Source organism: Peptoniphilus sp. HMSC075B08 (assembly GCF_001815405.1).
GTDB classification, from domain to species: domain Bacteria; phylum Bacillota; class Clostridia; order Tissierellales; family Peptoniphilaceae; genus Peptoniphilus_A; species Peptoniphilus_A harei.
Genome location: NZ_KV820437.1, coordinates 131,777 through 150,231, shown reverse-complemented (window position 1 = coordinate 150,231; position 18,455 = coordinate 131,777). Strand labels below are relative to the sequence as shown.

15 protein-coding genes are annotated in these 18,455 nt (G+C 34.9%); 2 read left to right on the top strand and 13 right to left on the bottom strand.

The annotated features are described in order from the left end of the window. On the bottom strand, window positions 1-879 hold the full coding sequence (locus tag HMPREF3023_RS02790; protein ID WP_070700391.1) for an NAD(P)-dependent oxidoreductase: 879 nt from the start codon (window positions 877-879) through the stop codon (window positions 1-3). 111 nt (window positions 880-990) lie between these two features. Between HMPREF3023_RS02790 and HMPREF3023_RS02785 the strand changes: the two genes are divergently transcribed. Beyond that, a complete protein-coding gene (locus HMPREF3023_RS02785) occupies window positions 991-1,956 on the top strand; it encodes a LysR family transcriptional regulator (RefSeq protein WP_070700388.1) in 966 nt (321 codons plus the stop codon). An 8-nt stretch (window positions 1,957-1,964) separates the two neighbouring features. On the opposite strand, the gene HMPREF3023_RS02780 is transcribed toward HMPREF3023_RS02785, so the two are convergent. From HMPREF3023_RS02780 to HMPREF3023_RS02730, 10 genes are all read right to left on the bottom strand, one after another. Then, complete coding sequence (locus HMPREF3023_RS02780) at window positions 1,965-2,936, bottom strand: 2-hydroxyacid dehydrogenase (protein WP_070700385.1); 972 nt, start codon at window positions 2,934-2,936, stop codon at window positions 1,965-1,967. Continuing rightward, a complete protein-coding gene (locus tag HMPREF3023_RS02775; protein ID WP_070700382.1) occupies window positions 2,929-3,939 on the bottom strand; it encodes a beta/alpha barrel domain-containing protein in 1,011 nt (336 codons plus the stop codon). Before HMPREF3023_RS02775 ends, HMPREF3023_RS02780 begins: the two co-directional genes overlap by 8 nt. Before the next feature lie 227 nt (window positions 3,940-4,166). After that, window positions 4,167-8,168 (bottom strand): FtsX-like permease family protein, encoded by a 4,002-nt coding sequence (locus HMPREF3023_RS02770; protein ID WP_070700379.1) that lies wholly within the window; start codon window positions 8,166-8,168, stop codon window positions 4,167-4,169. 7 nt (window positions 8,169-8,175) lie between these two features. Continuing rightward, entirely contained in the window at window positions 8,176-8,877 is a 702-nt protein-coding gene (locus tag HMPREF3023_RS02765; RefSeq protein ID WP_070700376.1) for an ABC transporter ATP-binding protein, read from the bottom strand. A gap of 595 nt (window positions 8,878-9,472) precedes the next feature. Continuing rightward, window positions 9,473-9,928 carry an SsrA-binding protein SmpB gene (gene smpB / locus HMPREF3023_RS02755; protein WP_083315496.1) on the bottom strand — a complete coding sequence of 152 codons (456 nt, stop codon included), beginning with the start codon at window positions 9,926-9,928 and terminating at the stop codon, window positions 9,473-9,475. Beyond that, a complete protein-coding gene (rnr, locus tag HMPREF3023_RS02750; protein WP_070700367.1) occupies window positions 9,921-12,023 on the bottom strand; it encodes a ribonuclease R in 2,103 nt (700 codons plus the stop codon). The genes smpB and rnr overlap by 8 nt, the downstream gene beginning before the upstream one ends. Then, window positions 12,023-13,195 carry a D-alanine--D-alanine ligase family protein gene (locus HMPREF3023_RS02745; protein WP_070700364.1) on the bottom strand — a complete coding sequence of 391 codons (1,173 nt, stop codon included), beginning with the start codon at window positions 13,193-13,195 and terminating at the stop codon, window positions 12,023-12,025. The genes rnr and HMPREF3023_RS02745 overlap by 1 nt, the downstream gene beginning before the upstream one ends. A gap of 4 nt (window positions 13,196-13,199) precedes the next feature. Further along, a complete protein-coding gene (gene murF / locus HMPREF3023_RS02740; RefSeq protein ID WP_070700361.1) occupies window positions 13,200-14,753 on the bottom strand; it encodes a UDP-N-acetylmuramoyl-tripeptide--D-alanyl-D-alanine ligase in 1,554 nt (517 codons plus the stop codon). A gap of 9 nt (window positions 14,754-14,762) precedes the next feature. After that, on the bottom strand, window positions 14,763-15,533 hold the full coding sequence (locus tag HMPREF3023_RS02735) for an alpha/beta fold hydrolase (RefSeq protein WP_070700358.1): 771 nt from the start codon (window positions 15,531-15,533) through the stop codon (window positions 14,763-14,765). Then, entirely contained in the window at window positions 15,520-15,966 is a 447-nt protein-coding gene (locus tag HMPREF3023_RS02730) for a hypothetical protein (RefSeq protein ID WP_070700356.1), read from the bottom strand. The genes HMPREF3023_RS02735 and HMPREF3023_RS02730 overlap by 14 nt, the downstream gene beginning before the upstream one ends. Before the next feature lie 106 nt (window positions 15,967-16,072). Here HMPREF3023_RS02730 and HMPREF3023_RS02725 point away from each other — a divergent pair, with 106 nt between their 5' ends. Next, window positions 16,073-16,312, top strand: coding sequence for a glutaredoxin family protein (locus HMPREF3023_RS02725; protein ID WP_070700353.1), 240 nt, complete (start codon window positions 16,073-16,075; stop codon window positions 16,310-16,312). Between the two features lie 38 nt (window positions 16,313-16,350). On the opposite strand, the gene HMPREF3023_RS02720 is transcribed toward HMPREF3023_RS02725, so the two are convergent. After that, complete coding sequence (locus HMPREF3023_RS02720; protein WP_070700350.1) at window positions 16,351-17,244, bottom strand: hypothetical protein; 894 nt, start codon at window positions 17,242-17,244, stop codon at window positions 16,351-16,353. Window positions 17,245-17,446: 202 nt separating this feature from the next. Further along, window positions 17,447-18,433: a 3D domain-containing protein gene (locus HMPREF3023_RS02715; protein WP_083315495.1), complete on the bottom strand. Its 987-nt coding sequence runs from the start codon at window positions 18,431-18,433 to the stop codon at window positions 17,447-17,449. Window positions 18,434-18,455 lie beyond the last annotated feature (22 nt).

The following is an 18,455-nucleotide window of genomic DNA, read 5'->3' as shown; positions in this document are numbered from 1 at the left end:
TTACTTGTCTTCCTCCTTTAATATGCTTACAACATCTTCCCATGTTTTTGTATCTTTCTCAGCTACTTTAGAGAAATCATAACCTGATAAAATCTCAAGTTTTTTCTTAGTAGCAACGCTCATAAGTGAATCTAACTCTTTGTTTTCTAACATTTCTATGCTTCCACCTAATTCAAAAGCACGTCTTTTTGCATGAATAGCTGATCCAGTCACAATTCTATTTAAGTGACTCATAAAACTAGTTCCATCCATGCTATCACTTATAGAACCAAGTACATAATCAGAAACATCATAAGAGTCAGCAGCCATAACTAACTCAGTCATTAGTGCTGATAATCCTTTCATAAAAATACTTCTGATTAGTTTTATTGAAGTTGCAGATCCTGGAGTTTCATTTACATAAGTAATATTCATTCCAAATTTTTCAAAGTCTTCAATAAATTTTTTAGCATTTTTTCCACTTACATAAAAAGGAACTTTATGTTTTAGTTTTGGTAGTGAACCTAACATTGAAGCATCAAGATATGTTACATTTTTTTCATATAATAAATTATTACATTTCTCTTTAACTGCTGGAGAGCTGGCACTAACATCTACATAAGTGCATCCTTCTTTAATATAATTACTTATTTCTTTGCATGCATCCAAAGCTACAAAAGCTGGTACAGCGACAAAAACATAATCTCTATCATCAAAGAATTTCTCATAAGAATCTGTAACATCTATATTTAATTCTTGTGATCTTTTTTTTATTAATGCATTTTTTTCATTATCGAAAACATTTACATCGTATGCCTTCATATCTTTTAAGCCTTCACTACTTAGCCCATTTGCTAAACTATAGGAAGCTTCGCCGAATCCTACAAAACCTATTCTCATATTTCCTTCCTCCAATTGTTTTATCTTTAAGTTTATGGTAACATTTACCTATGTTAAAGACAATTTTGATTTTTTTCATTTTTTGACAAGTTTTTCTTGTGGAGGTTTTTTATGAATCTATTAAGTCTATATTATTTTGTTGAATTATCAAAAGATTTGCACTTTACAAAGACTGCCGAAAGATTATTCATATCGCAGCAAACTTTAAGCAATAACATCAAATCTTTAGAAAGTTATTACAACATTAAACTAATCAACAGGAAGCCAAAAGTTACTCTTACCTATGCTGGTGAAAGACTTTTAATATTTGCTAAGGAAGTCTTATTAAAAAATAGAGACTTAGAAGATATGTTTTCTGATATCAATGAAGACTTATCTGGATCAATAAGATTTGGCGCAAGTATATCTAGAGCAACTATATCATTGCCTAGGATTTTTCCTGTCTTTACAAAGGAATTTCCTAATGTGCATATTAAATATGTTGACGACATATCTCAAAATCTTGAACCCTTAATTGTAAATAATGAGCTGGATTTCGCTATAGTTATTAGTGAAAAACCTGGTTTAAATATTGAATCAATAAAGCTAATGGATGACCAAATATATCTATGTGTTACAGATAAATTGTTAAAAGAATACTATCCAAATTCTTTTGACATTCTAAAGAAAAAATCTCAAAAAGGTGCATGCGTTGAAGATTTTAAAAAATTACCCTTTTCCATGATGTCTAACAGATTAGGGAATAAAATAGAAAGCTTCTTCGTAGAAAAAAACATAAAACCTAAAATTACTTTTTCAAGTACTTACTCTCAATTGATACTACCTTTTTGTTCAAATTCTTTGTCTGCTTGCTTTGTTAGTCACGCAACTTTGATATGTTTAAAAGATGACGTTACAAAAGATATGAACTTATTTCCATTAGTTCATAATGACGAGTACGTCCTAAGACCTATTTCACTTATAACTCAAAAAGATCGATATATGAGTTCATATGCCAAATATTTTCAATCTCTTATAATTGATCATTTTGAAAATATTAAGAATATAAATCTACAAGAATATTTATTTAAAAATTAAAATTTTTCTTAATTATTTTTTTTATATTCAGGATTTACAATATGTCCAACTTTATCTTTTTTTATAAACTTATTTATATCTTCTGATAACATAGGTATTATAATATCTGATATATCTGCTGTACCTCCACCAATATGAGGTGTTACGATAATATTCGGATTTTTTAAAAGGCCATCATCTTTATTTAAAGGCTCATTCTCAACAACATCTAGTCCTGCACCTAATAATTTTCCTGACTCAATAGCTTCTAGCAAAGCTCTGTCATCAATTAAGCCACCTCTAGATGTATTTATTATTATTGAGCCTTTTTTCATCCTCTCAATTTCTTCCTTCCCTATTAAATGAAAGTTTTCATCTGTCAAAGGTATATGCAAACTTATAATATCTGAAGTTCTTAATATATCATCAAAACTCTTATACTTTAATTTATATTTTTTTTCATCATCTTCACTAAGTCTGTATTCATCAAAATATTGTGTTTTCGCACCAAAGATTTGAGCATTAGTCGCTACTCCCTTTCCAATATTACCAGCACCTATTATTCCCAAAGTTTTATTATTAAGCGTAAAGGATTCATTTAAAAAAGTGTTTTTGCTCCAAACTCCATTTTTTATGCATTCTTGATGAGCCATGATTTTCCTTCCTACAGAGAGCATTAATAAAATAGCTAGCTCAGCAACAGATGATGCATTAGCACCTGGAGTATTAGTTACTATTATCCCTTTTTCACTTGCATAGTTCACGTTAACTGAATCATAACCAGCTCCCCAACGCATAATCATTTTTAAATTTTTGTTATTATCAATTATATTTTTTGGTGCTTTAAATACTCTTAGAATAATTATTTCTGCATCTGTCATAGAATTGTATTCTTCTTCATTGTCAACTTTAACTAGTTCAACATAATTTGAATCTAAGACATCTTTTATTTTTTCATAGGTTTTATTAGGATATCTACCTGCAAGGGCAACTTTAATCATTTTGTCCTCCTAATTTTTCAGCGATGCTTTTAATTAAATCCTCAGTTGGATTTTTCTTGTTAATTTCTGATACTTTTACTATTAATTTAAACAAATCAACATTTAATTCTTTTGCAGTTTTCTCAAATAATGGAGTGTTCTTTGAATGCGCTCCACTTAATCCCAACACTAAATCTAAAGGCTTGATGAAGTTTTTAAAATTTATATTTTCTAAAAGCGGTATTATATCTTCTAATTCTTTTAGTAAATCATAAAAATCTATATTTTGCTCTACTCCTTTTCTTTCTAAATTAGCTATCATAACTTCTGTTGGTATATTACCTGCACTTCTCGCCATACCAAAAATACCGCAATCGATTATATCAGCTCCTGCATCTACTGCAGCCAATCCATTTGCAACAGATAAACCTAAATTATTATGTCCATGAAATGCAATCTTCATACTTGTATTTTCTTTTAATTGATAAATATACTTCTCTACTTGATTTGGAGTCATTGTACCAGCAGAATCCATTATTGTGAAAATCTTTAGTCCTGCCTTTTCTAATTCCTTTGCGCTTTTTACAATACCCTCAGGACTTACTATATAGGCTTTCATAGAAGAGTAGTAAGCTTCAATATCTGAATTACATATTTTTTCTATAATTGGCAGAGCTTGTTCATAATCATCGGCATTTGTTCCAACTCTTAAGAAATCTAAGTTATAATTTTTTGCTAAATCAACATATTTTTCAACATATCTAGAACCATTAAGAAACATCCCTAATTTTGACTCTTTACCTAAATACTTTTCACTTATTTTCAAATATTCCTCATCTTTCAAAGCAGAAGTAAAATTAGATACTTCATAAGCACCTATACCACCTGCATTTCCAAATTCTATATAAGGAACCTTACATTTTGTAAGTGTCATCAAAACTTTATCTGTTAATTCTGAAGAGAATCCATTCCCAACTATATTTGCACCATCTCTTAAGGTGCAATCCATTATTTCTACTTTCATCAAATATCTCCTTTCTATTAATTTAAACTCTTTATTACTTTACGCTATTATAGTATCAGCTTTTTCTAACAAAATCTAACAGGTGTTTTTTCCCTTTTTAACAATTTTTACTTGTTATTTTTTGATAACTTCGTATAAGTTTGAAATTTATCCACAAAAAAAGCAAGTGGTCTTTAACACTTGCTTTTTGTTTATCAGATTTTATTTTTCAAATCCTATGTCCCATCTTATTCGTTTGACTTCAAGGCATCTATGGCCTTTATCTTCTTTATCTTGTAGTGAAAGATTATCATTATAAGTGTATTTACAAGGGCTGTTATTATTCCTGCCAAGATGAAGGGTCTTGGGCTCAAGTCTTCTGGCAGCATGGCCATAAATGGAACTACTATTTGTAGAACTGAGTAGTGGAGGATTTTTCCAACTCCCAGTCCAATTATGATTCCAATTATTGCCAAGATATAGGTTTCCTTGTAAATGTATGAGGTTGTCTCTCTTGGATAAAAACCAAGGACTTTTATTGTTGAGACTTCTCTTATCCTCTCTTCGATGTTTATGTTTGTGAGGTTGTAGAGGACTACGACTTCCAAAATTGTTGTCACTATTAGGATAATTATCTCAACCTTAGTTATTGAAAACAGGAATTGATTCAATACATCCTTCATGTCGCCAACATTTCCTATATTAAAGACGGACTTCTTTTCTATTGTTGACTTTATAAAGTCATCCTTGTCAAAGCCTTTAGGAACTTTTATTAGGTCTGTGTTGGACTTGAAATCTGATCCCGTTACTTTTTCAAAGTAGTCCCTATCCATGTAGACATTGTGTCCAAGATAAAATTCACTGATTCCGGTGACTTCTACTTCAAATTCATTTCCATAGACGTCTCTAATTTCTAGTGGGTCACCAACTTTTAACTTTTTAAGTTTGGACAACTTCTCTGTAATTATGGCACCTCTCTTTGGCAGTTCTAATTCTTCTTTAGTATCTCTGTCAAAAAGGGATACGTAGTTTTTGAAATCTGCCTTGTCCCTTGGAACTATGACATTTACTGACTGGTCAATTTCTTTGTAGTCAACTGTAAATAATTCTTGATAGGACTCTGTGTAGTCCAAGTTTTTCTCTGCCAAGGACTTCTTGTATTCTTCGTAAGAGTCTTCATCTAGGTCCTTGTCATAAAGTATTGACAGGTCGTACTTCAAAATATTTTTAAATTGTAGGGTCTCAACGTCCTTTACTGATTCAGATATACCAAATCCAAGGACTAAGAGGGCTGCACAACCCATTACTCCCACCACTGTCATGAACATCCTCTTCTTCGACAAGAAAAGATTTCTCGCTGTTACCTTTGCTAAAAAGCTCATCCTATTCCAAATAAAGGGAATTTTTTCCAAAAGGATCCTGTTTCCCTTAGAAGGTGCCTTTGCTCTTAAGAGGTCGGCTGTCTTTTCATCTAGATTTTTATTTACTGTTATCATGGCAGCTACGCTTGTGAATAAAAATCCAATGACAATAGCGAAGATAACTCTTAGTGGAAAGATATTTATTAATAATTTATTTTCAAAGATCGTCTTCGTTGAGTAGGCGTTTCCAATTATATAGGTCAAGATGTAGGAACCAGAAATTGCTCCCAAGGTCCCACCGATTAATGATGCAAGTGACCCATAGAGGAAGAACTTCCTTCCAATTTCTTTCTTGGTGTAGCCAAGGGCCTTGTAGGCTCCGATTACAAGCCTGTTTTCATCCACCATCCTAGTCATTGTTGTAAAGCAAACTAGGAGGGCAATGGCAAAGAAAAATATTGGGAAGATAAAGGAAAGACCGTCAACTCTCTTTGCGTAGTCAAGATAGGTGTTGATGTCTGTCGACAAGTGCCTTGGGGTTATTGTGTAGCGAGGCTGTTTGATTAAACTTAGATATTTTCTTCCATCAGCAATTTTTTCTCTTGCGTCAGAAATTTTTTCTTCAGCTTCTTGGGACTTGTCTTGGTATTCATCTTCGCCCTTTTTCAAATCTTTTTCTGCCTTATAGAGTTTTGACTTGGCATCATTTAACTGGTCTTTGCCAGTTTTTAATTCTTCATCAAGTCTTTCTTGGCCCCTGTCTAGTTCATCTCTTCCAGACAAGTACTTTTCCTTGGCTCTTGAAAGTTTTTCCCTGCCTTCCACATATTCATCATACTTTTCCTCGTATTCTTTTTTTCCAGACTCGTAGTCAGCAGTTCCCTTATTTAATTTTTCTTCTGATTCATTTAATTTGTTTTTTGCCTTTTCTAATTCTTCTCTGGCTTCTTGAAGTTTTCTCTTGTTTTTCTCGATTTCATCCTTGCTCTTGGCATAGTCGGCTTCTCCCTTTTCTGCTTCAGCAATCCCATCTTCAAGTTGTTTTCTTCCCTCTTCAATTTGCTTTTTGCTGGCATCAAGAGTGGCCCTTGCTCCTGCAAGTTTCTTTTCATTTTCTTGGATAGCTATAATCCCAGCCTTGCCTTCTTTTAATTTTGCCTTTAAGTCAGACAAGTTGCCTGTGATTCCACCAGGGACTTCCTTATTTATTTCTTCCACTGCCTTGTCAATTTCTTCCTTTGATGTCTTTAGGAAGTCTAACTTTTTATTTAAGTCAGCCTTATTCTTTTCCAGTTCAGATTTTTTTCCTTCAAGACCTGCAATTTGTCCCTCTATATTTTGTCTATCTTCATCAGACAGGTCGGGATTATTTAAAGAATTTTTTAAGGAAGAAATTTGTCCATTAATTTGTGAAAGGCCACTATCGACTTGCTTTATTTGTGAAGAAGTTTTTGCAATTTCATCTTCAATAGTCGGAAGTTTTTTTACAAGCTCTTCTCCAGTTTCCAAGGCCTTGTCTAGGGCGTAGATTTTTTCCACAGCATCTTCATAGGAAGAAGCCCCCATTTGGGAAACTAATTTATTTTTGCCAGCTTCAAGCTTATTAATGCCATCCTGGTATTCTCTTTCTCCCTCTTCATACTTTTCCATACCATCAGCAAGTTTTTTTCTCGATTCTTCGATTTTGTCCCAACCATCATCAAGCTTTTTTCTTCCATCAGCTAGCTGGTCTTCTCCTTGCCTTAGGGCTTTTTCTGAAGCTTCCACTTCTCCAAGTCCTTTTTGGTACTTTTCCTTACCCTCTGTCAGCTTCTTTCTTCCAGAATTTAATTCAGACTTGGCATCATCAAGTTTCTTCTTGCCATCAGATAATTTTTCGTAGCCATCAATTAACTTTCTCTCACCGTCATCGATTTCCACAGATGCCTTATAAAGCTTGTCCCTATTTTTAGAAATTTCCGACTCTGCTTTTTCCTTTTCTTCATTGTACTTGTCAAGGCCTTCCTTGTAGTCGGACTTACCCTTGTTGAGGTCTTCTCGCCCCTTGACTAGCTTGTCCTTAGCATCAGATAGCTTAGTTTCTGCATCGTTAATCTTATCCTCTGCGTCAGTGATTTTATCTGAGATTCCCCCCTGGATTGAGGCAAGTCTTTCCTTGGGTCTAGACTTCAAGTCAATTTTAAGGGCCCTCTTCTTCTTATCCATGTAGTCAACATAGTCCTTGTCAGAAGTTTTTAAGCCTTCAGTCCCCAAAAATTTTATCCTTGCAAGAGTTGGGTCACCAGAAAAATTTCCATCGTCAATGAAGGCAAAATAAGAAATTTGCCCGTAACCTCTTTCTGAGTAAGTTGCATTGTTTTCTTGGAGGAAGTCCAGAGAATTTGCAAAGCCAACAACCTTAAAGGAAAGCCTCTTTAGGTCATTGTCCTCATCATCGTCGTTGTCTTCCTTAAAGCTTATTGTGTCCCCAATTTTGCTCCCAGCCTTTTTCATTCTAGAGTCCAAAATAATTTCATCAGGTCCCTCAAGTTCTCTTCCCTCAATTATTTCAGGCTTGGAAATTTCATAGGGCATGTTCAAAACTTTTATAACAGTTGGGTCTCCATCAAGAAAGACATCCTTGTCATAACCGTATTCAAGCTCCTTGATGTCCTCTTGGTCCTCGATAATTTGTCGGTCCTTAGCTTCAAGTCCAATGGGAACGGAAACCTTTAGGTCCTCTTGATTTAATTTTTCAATTTTATCATCAATTGTGTTCCTCATGACCTTGCCTGTAGAAATAAGTCCAATCAAGACAAAGACTCCGAGGAAGACAATTATCATTATTGAAATAAATCTCGGTAGGGAATTTTTTATCTCCCTGAGATTATCCTTGTCGCGAGCTTTCACCCTCCACCTACCATTCTATATCCATTATGTCCCTTGGGTCGTCGTTTACAAAAACATCCTTTACCTTGGCGTCAGAAATTTCAATTAGCCTGTCTGCCGAATTTTTAATTGCAGAGTTGTGGGTTATTAGAACCACAGTTGTGTCCGTTGTCCTAGTAAGGTCCTGCAAGAGCTTTAAAATTTGCTTGCCTGTCTTGTAGTCAAGGGCACCTGTTGGCTCATCACACAATAAAAGTTTTGGATTTTTTGCAATGGCACGAGCTATTGAAACCCTCTGTTGCTCTCCACCAGATAATTGTGATGGGAAATTGTCCATCCTATCGCCAAGACCAACTGACTTTAAAACCTCAACTGGGTCCTTGGCATTTTTTACAATTTGACTGGCAAGCTCAACATTTTCAAGAGCAGTCAAGTTGGGAATCAAATTGTAAAATTGAAAGACAAAGCCCATGTCGTAACGTCTGTAAGTTGTCAGTTCTCTTTCCCTATATTTTGCAATATTTTTGCCATCAACTAAGAGGTCACCAGATGATGCCGTGTCGAGACCTCCTAAAATATTTAGAAAGGTTGACTTGCCGGCACCTGATGCACCTAGAATTATTGCAAACTCATTTTTTTCTATTTCAAAATTTAATTTATCATTTGCCATGACAGACCTTTCTCCAATCCTGTAAACTTTTGAAAGGTCCTTAACTTCGATAAAAGCCATAATATCACCTGGGCTTATTATATCAAAAAATATATTTCTTTTAATCATTAACCCATTATTTAAATGTTTTTAGCTTTTATAAATTTTTTGTTTATTAATTAAAAAGCCAATCTTTTCTTGAAAGAGATTATTTTATTTTGTATGCTTATATTATAAGTAGAAAATATTATATGTATTTTAAGGTTAAAGGTGATTTAGAATGAATGACAAAAGCAAAAAAATTTTAAAATATTTATCTATTTATTTAATAATCTATCTACTTTATAAAGTATCTTTTGCAAGCAGAAGTCACATAGCTTTTAATGAATTTGACGGAAAAAATCATACTCTTAATTATTTTATAAGCTTACTTACATTTAACATACTGGGAATATTTTTAATAAAAAAGTCTATAATAGGACATAATTTTTATCTTATTTTAATTTCATTTAATGTCATAGATGCAATAGGTGCATCAGGTGATATCGCTTATTCTCAAAATGACAATTATTTATTTTTTATAATTCCATGTATATTTATCATCTTTGAATGTTTTCAATATTATAAAGAAAACAAAAAATTAAAATCAAAATAAATTATTATAAAAAACAAGCACTCAGTATTTGAGTGCTTGTCTTAGTTTCTTATCAACTTCTCTTTTCTTCATTGTCTCTCTCTTGTCCCAAAGTTTCTTACCCTTGGCCTTGGCAATTAGGACCTTGACCTTGCCCCTCTTGAGATAAACTTTTAGGGGGATGATTGTGTAACCATCTTGGGTCTTAACTTTTTCTAGGCGAAGGATCTCTGCCTTGTGCATGAGAAGTTTTCTCTTCCTCATGGGATCCACATTATAAATATTTCCCTGCTCGTAGGGTGAAATGTGCATACCTGATACAAAAATTTCTCCCTTGTTAATGTCACAGTAGGCATCCTTGATGTTGACATGGCCTGCCCTTATGGACTTGACCTCAGTCCCAACAAGTTCAATGCCTGCTTCATAAGTATCCTCTATAAAATAAAGATGGCTGGCTTTTTTGTTGTTTGCTATTGCATTGTTCTTATCCTTACTCATCTTCATCACCTACCATTTTAAAATCAATGTTGCCCATGTTGAGGTCAACATTTACAACTTTTATTGTCACATCGTCGCCAATGTGAAATTCTTTTTTCGTCCTGTAGTCAATGGCCCTGTAATTGTCTTGGTCAAACTCGTAGTAGCCGTCCATGGTCCTGTAGCCCACAAGTCCTTCGACTAGGTTATCAAGTTCAACAAACATTCCAAAGTTTGTGATAGAAGAAATCCTACCCTTGTAGACTTCTCCAATTCTCTCAGACATGTATTCAGCCATCTTAATGTCTTCAACTTGTCTTTCTGCTTCTTGGGCAACTTTTTCTGTCTTAGAAACTTGCTCTGCTATGTCTGGCAAGTTTGCTTTTAAGTTTGTTATGTCTCCCTTGGAAAGTTTTCCCTCAATCTTCTTCTTAATGATCCTGTGGATCGTGAGGTCAGCATACCTTCTTATTGGAGAAGTGAAGTGGGAATAGTGGTCAAAGGCCAAGCCAAAGTGAATGTCATTTACTTCAGAATACCTTGCCTTTGCCATGGACCTTAGGGTCATAGTTGAGACAAACATCTCTTCCTTAGTCCCCTTTGCCTTTTCAAGAACCTTTTGCACATCTCTTGGCTCTACTTCTTCGTCAAAGTTAATCATGTAACCAAGAGGTCGCAAGTAGGAGTTGAGTTCTGAAATTTTTTCATCCTTTGGTCTCTCGTGGATCCTGTATAAAAATGGAATTTTCTTAAAATAATATTCCTTTGCCACGCAGACATTGGCCATAAGCATAAAGTCTTCGATGAGTTTGTTGGCAGTCCTCCTGTCCCTCTTGTGGATATCTTGTGGCCAACCTCCCTCGTCAACTTCTATTATGACTTCTGGTATGTCAAAGTCTATGGCGCCACCCTTTTCTCTCTTGTCTTCCAAGATTTTTGCAAGTTCATACATCTTGTCTAGGGTCTTTTCAAGTCCCTTTAGAGATGGGTGGGAAATATTTTTTTCTAAGTAGTCAGAGACATTTTCATAAACTAATCTTCTCTTAGAATTAATTACAGACTCAAGAATTTCATATTTTACTACTTGGCCCTTCTTGTCAATTTCTGCAAGGACTGAAAGAGTTAACCTATCTACACCTTCATTTAGGGAACAAATTCCATTTGAAAGTTCAAAGGGCAGCATTGGTATAACCTTGTTTAAGAGATAAACTGAGTTCCCCCTCTTGAAGGCTTCTTCATCTATTGGAGAGTATTCTTCAACATAGTGGGACACATCGGCAATGTGAACTCCCAAAATGTAGTTGCCGTTTTCTGCAACTTCAAGAGAAATTGCGTCGTCAAAGTCCTTGGAATCTGCGCCGTCAATTGTAAAAGTTGTGAGGTCTCTTAGATCTCTTCTTCCCTTCAAGTCATCTTCTCTAACTTTTTGTGGAAGGGCCTTTGCTTCCGATAGGGCAGCTTTTGGAAATTCCATGGGAAGGTCAAGGCCTGCAGCCACAGAAAGAATATCGACGTCAGGATCATCTGGATATCCCAAGACTTCTACAATTCTTCCCTCAGGTTTTTTATTGGCCTCTGGCCATTTTTCTATTTTTACAACAACCTTTTGACCGTTCTTCGCCCCATTAAATTTCTTCTTTGGAACATAAATATCCATGGCCATCTTGCTCTCATCTGATACTACAAAGCCAAAGTCCCTTTTGTTTTGAAAGACTCCAACAAATTTTGTGTTTACCCTCCTCACAATAGAGAGGACCTTGCCCTCTGGCTTGTCACCAGAGGACTCCCTATATCTTCTTACGATTACCTCATCGCCATTTAAAGCTGAGTTAAGGTTGTTTTTTGATATATAAATATCTTCGTCAAGATTTTCGCTTATCAAAAATCCAAAACCCTTAGCATTTGTTTGAAGTTTTCCAAAAAAGAATTTGTCATTGTCCACAAGTCTATATTTCTTCCTGTGGTCCATGAAAATTAGGCCCTCGTCTTCAAGTTCCTCTAGAATCCTATTAAATTCTCTTTTCTCCTTGCTTTTAATTTTAAATAACCTAGCAAGCTCATCTTTTGTTCTTGGCTTTGACTTTTCAATAAGTCCTAAAATCTTTTCTTTAATCATTAAATCTTTGCTCCATAACTTGTCATATTAAATAAATTTGAATCAATGGAATAGTTATTTGCAGCTCTCTCACTGTGTCTTTCCTTGCCAAGTTCAATTAGCCTTGTGATTAAGTCTTTGATCATAAGTCCGTCAACCTCGTAGAGGTAGAAGGCAATGGAACCAGGAAGGGTATTTATTTCATTTACATAAGCCTTGTCGCCGTCAACTAAGAAGTCAATTCTTGCAACACCTGCACCGTCAATTGCTGAGAAGGCTTTTTTTGCAAGTTCTTTAATTTCCTTTTCAAGCTCTGGCTTAAGTTCTGCTGGAAGCTTTTTGTTTTGGTGCTTTTGAGATGATTTAGCTCCCTTAGAACCAGAAACATACTTATCTTCGTACTTTAAAAGGTCCTTAAAACCAAGAGGTTCTTCTGCTGCAGAAACCCTTAGGTCATCTTCATAACCAAGGACTGCCACGTTAATTTCTCTTGGGTTAACAACAGCTTCTTCCACAATAATTTTTCTGTCATAGTGGGCTGCAACTTCTAAAGCCTTTGAAAGGTCAAGGGCATTTTCAACTCTTGAAATCCCTATTGATGAGCCAAGGTTAGCTGGCTTAACAAAAAGTGGGAAGTTTAGGTCCTTGCACTTTTCTATAACTCCCTTTAGGTTTTTAAGTTCTTCTCTGAAGAAGTACTTATATCTAGTCATTGGGATGTCTTCTGATTCAAAGACCTTCCTCATAATGACCTTGTCCATACCTACAGCAGCAGACATAACTCCGCAGCCTGTGTAAGGCATGCCCATAAGTTCAAAAAGTCCTTGAGTACATCCATCTTCACCAAAAGTTCCGTGGAGGGCAAAGAATATGCCATCAATTTTTTCGTAAACTTCTACTGAATCGTATTCTGCCTTAAATAACTTCTTTGGATTGTGCTTCACATAGTATAAGTTTTTGTTGCCATATTCTGGCTTGAAGAAGACTTCTACTCCATCGTGGAAGTCTTGGTCCTTGTAGGACTTGAAGTTCTTTAGACTTTCTCCTGACAAGAACTTGCCATCTTTTGTAATATAAATTGGAATAGGATTGTACTTGGACTTATCCATATTTTCAATAATTTGCATTCCTGTAATAACAGAAACTTCGTGTTCAACGGATCTTCCTCCGAAGATTACACCTATATTTTCCATTTTTTCACTCCTCATTGTAATTATCAGGAAGGTCATTTTCAAAGAGAACGACATCTCCCGCCATTGAAATCTTTGCGAGAACCTGAGTTGCCTCGTCTAGTGAAGAAACCCTATAAATTTTTTCTTCATCAAAGTTTTTATCCTTAAGGCCTTCATAGATTGGAAGAGTTCTCTTTTTGCCAACTAAAATTGCAAAATCAAGGACATCTGCCATAACTTGACCTATTTTTCTATTTTCTTCTTCTTCCATATCTCCAAGCTCAACCATGCCTGGTGTTATTATTATCTTCCTGTGGTCCTTAAATTCTCTCAAAACATCGAGAGCAGCCCTAAAGCCCACTGGGTTTGAGTTAAAGGCATCGTCAATAACTATGGTGTCATTTGATGACGGAATAAGTGAAAGTCTGTGTTCCACTGGCTCAACCTTGGAGATTCCTCTTTGGATTTCTTCTAGACTAAGTCCCAAGACGTGGGCAGCAGTCGCTGATGCAAGAAGGTTGGAGATGTTGTGAACTCCAAGAAGTCTTGTTGAACACTTAATTTCTCCTGCCCCTTTGATGTGGAGGACAAATTCTGATCCTCTTTCATTTACTTTTATGTCATCTGCATATACATCTAGCTTGTCAAAGTCCTTAGTTCCATACCTATAAGTCTTTTTCTTAGTCTTGTCTGCAAGGGGTTTGACATAGTCGTTGTCGTAGTTGAAAATTGCAATCCCATCTTCTGGCAGGTCTTCAATTAACTCGTACTTTGTCTTTTGTATATTTTCAATTGTCTTAAAAAGGTGCATGTGAGTTGGCCCAATAGCAGTTATTATCCCAATATCTGGTTGGACAAGTTCTGCAACCTCGTGGATTTCTCCAGGAACCTTGGCACCTAGCTCTGCAATGAAAACTTCCCTGTCACTTTTAAGTTCGTTGTTGATGATTTTTGAAAGTCCCATAGGTGTGTTAAAGGATGATGGTGTGTTTTTAACCCTTAGGCCTTCAGATAAGATTGTGTCTGAAATAAATTTAACTGAAGTCTTTCCAAAAGACCCTGTAATTCCAAGGACCTTTAGGCCATCTTCTTCCTTGAATTTTTTAATCTTTGCCTGAGCTGACTTATAGAAGCCCATGTTTATCTTATCTTCAGTAGGTTTTGCCCACTTGTTTGTCAAAATTAGTAGCCTATATTGGTAAAAGTAAATTAAAAATGACAAGATCAATGTAGCTAAAATTGAAATCACATAGGATCCTGATCCATCAAAAAGACCTAGCGAAAAAACAACTACAAGGACAAAGGCAATATAGTTTACAAGCTTGTGCTTCTTTAAAAGTCTCTTTGCCCTGTCAGTCCAAACTATGGGAGTCTTTTGATTTTTGTCTAGCTTATAAACTAGCTTGTTCATCTTTTCCTTGTTGTTCTTCAAAAATGTCTTGTATTCATCATTGTCGTAGCCCTCTAATTGGAGCATGTGAATGGGAAAATTACTCCTAATTAGGGAATAATAAAGTGCCACACATATAATTACAAAATCTATTAAAAAAATTGGCAGTCTCTGTAAAAAATATTCCATTAAAATCTCCTAATCTAAAAACGAATTAATAACTGCATTAAACTGACCGAACTTGTCAAGGTAGGAATAGTGTCCAGCCCCCTCTAGAACAACTAGGCCAGAGTTTTTTATTTCCTCTTCAAAAATCTTACCCATGTAGAGGGGAGTTGCATCGTCCTTATCTCCCCAGATGAGGAGGGTTTCTGCATCAATATTTTTGAATTCTTCCCTTGTGGACTCATTAACCACCTTTACAAAACACTTTCTCATAATTCCATCTGCTGCCTGATAGTCGTCTGACCCGTGTTTTTTATAAAACTTTGCCATGGACTCTTCATTATTGCCATGAGTTAGCATATAGAACTTTTTTGCTGCCTTAAAGGAATAGACCTTGGCATAATAAGAAAGCTTTCTCTTTGGAAGGACTCCTGATGCGTCGATTATTATAAGCTTTTCAACCCTTTCCTTATTTTTTGACCCTAAAATCGTAAGGGTCTTTCCACCAAAGGAGTGACCAACAAAAGTTGCCTTCTTGATTTTAAAGTGGTCTAAGAACTTTAAGAGAAATTCATAATAATCATAAGTCCCCATGACTTCTCTTGGGTTTTCGCTGTCCCCAAAGCCTGGTGCATCATAGGCATAAACTGTGTAGTCTTCGGGGATTGCATTAAAAATTGGCATAATTGACTCAATATATGCACCCCAACCGTGGAGAATGACAAGGACTTTCTCGCCGCCTTCCCTCTTTATATATGCAGTTTTTATCCCGTCTATTTCAACAAATTCTTTATCTATTTTCATCTTCATCTTCTTCTATAAAAATTATTGAGCCCTGGTCTTCTTCATGGGAAGTATCTTTTTCATCCCTAACAAAAATTGAAGAAGAAGCCTCATATCCTGGGCTAGTCACATCTTCTGTAAATTCAATTCCAGAAGTCTTTTCACTTAGGTCAAGGCCCATCTTTAGTGAAGATATTCTTGACTCTAGCCTATCAATCTCCTGCAAGGTCTCACTAACATCGAGATCAGACCCCTCTCCCCTAAGGGACTTGTATTGGTGTCTGCCAAGCTTTTCAAAGGCTTCGCTAAGTTTTCTCTCTTCATTTAAAAGTTCATATCTCAACCTTGCTGTTTTTTTAATTTCTTGTGATTCGTTCACAAGTTTTTTCTTTAGATAATTTAAATTTCCAGCTAGGTCATTTAAATTGCCATCAAGACTGTCAAAAAATCCCACAATATCACCTCGAATCTATGTTATTATACCAAAAATCTCTAATCTTTTAAATACTGCCCTTGTTTTCTTTCCCCTTAAATGGGTAATAAAAGATTGGAGGGATAATATGGAAAAATTAACTTTATATGTAGGAACAACTTGCCCATTTTGTAAAAAAGTAGAATCTTTTATGGAAGACAAGGGCATTGATTCTGTAGAAATTAAAAATATAGACGAAGACAAAGAAGCACGTGAATACCTTATTGAAAAGGGCGGCAAAAAACAAGTGCCTTGCCTATTCATTGGTGATAAGCCTCTTTATGAATCACTAGACATTATTAAATATCTAAAAGAAAATGTAGCATAAAATTTAAACAAAAGAAAAGACAGGGATTGGCCTTAAGTTCAATCTCTGTCTTTTTTGTTTCTTCTTCTGTTTTTCTTTCTCTTTTTTCGCGATAACAATATATTTTTTGACTTAGAAATAGTGTAAGAATTTAAAATTAAATTAATAATATTGCATAGGATTATTATCTTTATGGCAAAGATCCTTGGCATAAAATAGCTTGTAACAAAAATCAAACTAATAATGCTAAAGATGTCCACAAAATATTCCACATACATAGTCATGGAAAAAATTGTGTTTTCTGAAAATTTCAAGTTGACAGAAAGCACATTTATAAAAAATAAAATCATGACAAAGGAATAAGTCACTATGGAAATATTAATGCTGGCAGTCAAAATGTAAATCTGTAGCATAAAAAACATAGAAAACTTAACCATGAGTAGTCCAATCTCATAAACTTCAAGCTTTAGCTTTTTGGATTCATAAAGCTTATCAATGTCCCATTCTTCCATTAGGGCATTTAAAATCTTTGTAGTCTTAATCTTTTCGCAGATCCAAGATGGCAAAAGACTCAAGATAAAAATGCTAACGACAAGACTCTTTAAGACGTCAAACAAACCTGTCCCTTGAAAGCGTCTAAAGTAGTTAAAGGTAAAGACTATAAGTCCAATAAGGGCAGATATTGATAAAATCTTTAAAAATGCCTTAAAAATTTCATAGTTCTTCCCACTTATGAGAAAATTGCCTGGTTCGCTATAGGCTCCTGCAAACTCGTAGGGGTTTCCCATCCTATTTAATTCTTTTTTTATATCTTCTTCCGTGTAAATTTCCGGAAGTCTATCTCTCAGTATATCTAAAAAATCCTCTTTGGCAGCTTCTTGCTTGTCATAGGGAATGTATCTTTGCAAATAATAAATATATCTATCGACGAGTTCATGTTCATTTAATTTCATAAAATCATCCTCGTTTATATTATAAGTTAAATATTGGTTCTTTTAAATGAATAATATTAAATTTAAAAATTATTTTGACTTTCTCTCTACAAGTTATAAATTTTAATTTTCTTGTAGATTTTTCAAAGGTAAATTTTTTAAAATTTAAAATTTTCTATAAATCAAAAATTCCAATAAAAAAAGTCCTGTTACCAGGACTCTCTTAATCAAGTACATAAACTTTTACATTTCTTCTGCCAAAATTTCTAGCTTGGGCACTTGTGCTGTAGAATAAGTCAATTCTATTTCCCTTAATTGCTCCACCAGTATCTTCTGCTGTAGCATATCCGTAAGTTGCAAAGCCGTCCATACTTTCGATGTAAAGCTTTGAGCCTAGTGGTATAACCTTAGGGTCAACTGCAACTGCCCCAACTCTTGCTCTTGTTCCCATAGCAGTTTTTGAACCTGCTGTAGGGTCGTAAGCAGTAGCTTGCATAACAATTACTCTCTTAGCTGACTTGCCATTAGGAGCTGCAGTTCCTTTTTTAGTTCCAACTTCAACAACTTCCTTTACAGGCTCCTTTGTAATTTCACTTTTTATAACTTCAGTTGATTCTAAATTTCCATTTACATAAGTGTTCTTTAGGTTTTCTAGCTTTTCTCCAACTTGTCCCTTAGTGATTACATTTTTTTCACCTTCAAACATTTCATTGTTTTCACGAGTTTCTGTTTCAAAAGGAATTTCTAGCTTGTTTTCTATGTTTTCTTCAACAACTCTGTCGATCTTGATTTCCATTCCTTCTTTAGCAATTTCGTCAAGTGGAAGAGAAACCCTATCAAGTTTACTTAGTTTAATGCCAAGATTTTCAAGTACATCAGCAACTGTGTAGCCATTAGCTTCGGCAATTAAAGTCTTGTTACCATCTTTTATGTGGTAAGACTTTGGTGAAGTAATCACAATCTTTGAATCCTTAGTAATCTCTTCATCAAGGCTTGGGCTTACAAGGTCCTTGTTCTTAAGAACAATGCCTTCTTTTTCCAAGAAGCTGCCTACTGTCTTTTCGTATGTAAATACTGTCTTTGTTTGTCCGTTGATATTTAGTTCAACGTCTTTGCCTAGAGCCGTGCTAAAACCCATTGTTAGGATTGACACAAGGGCCAAGGCTATAAGTATAAATTTCGCATTTCTAAAAATGTTCTTTTTACTCAAAAATATTACCTCCATAAATTCA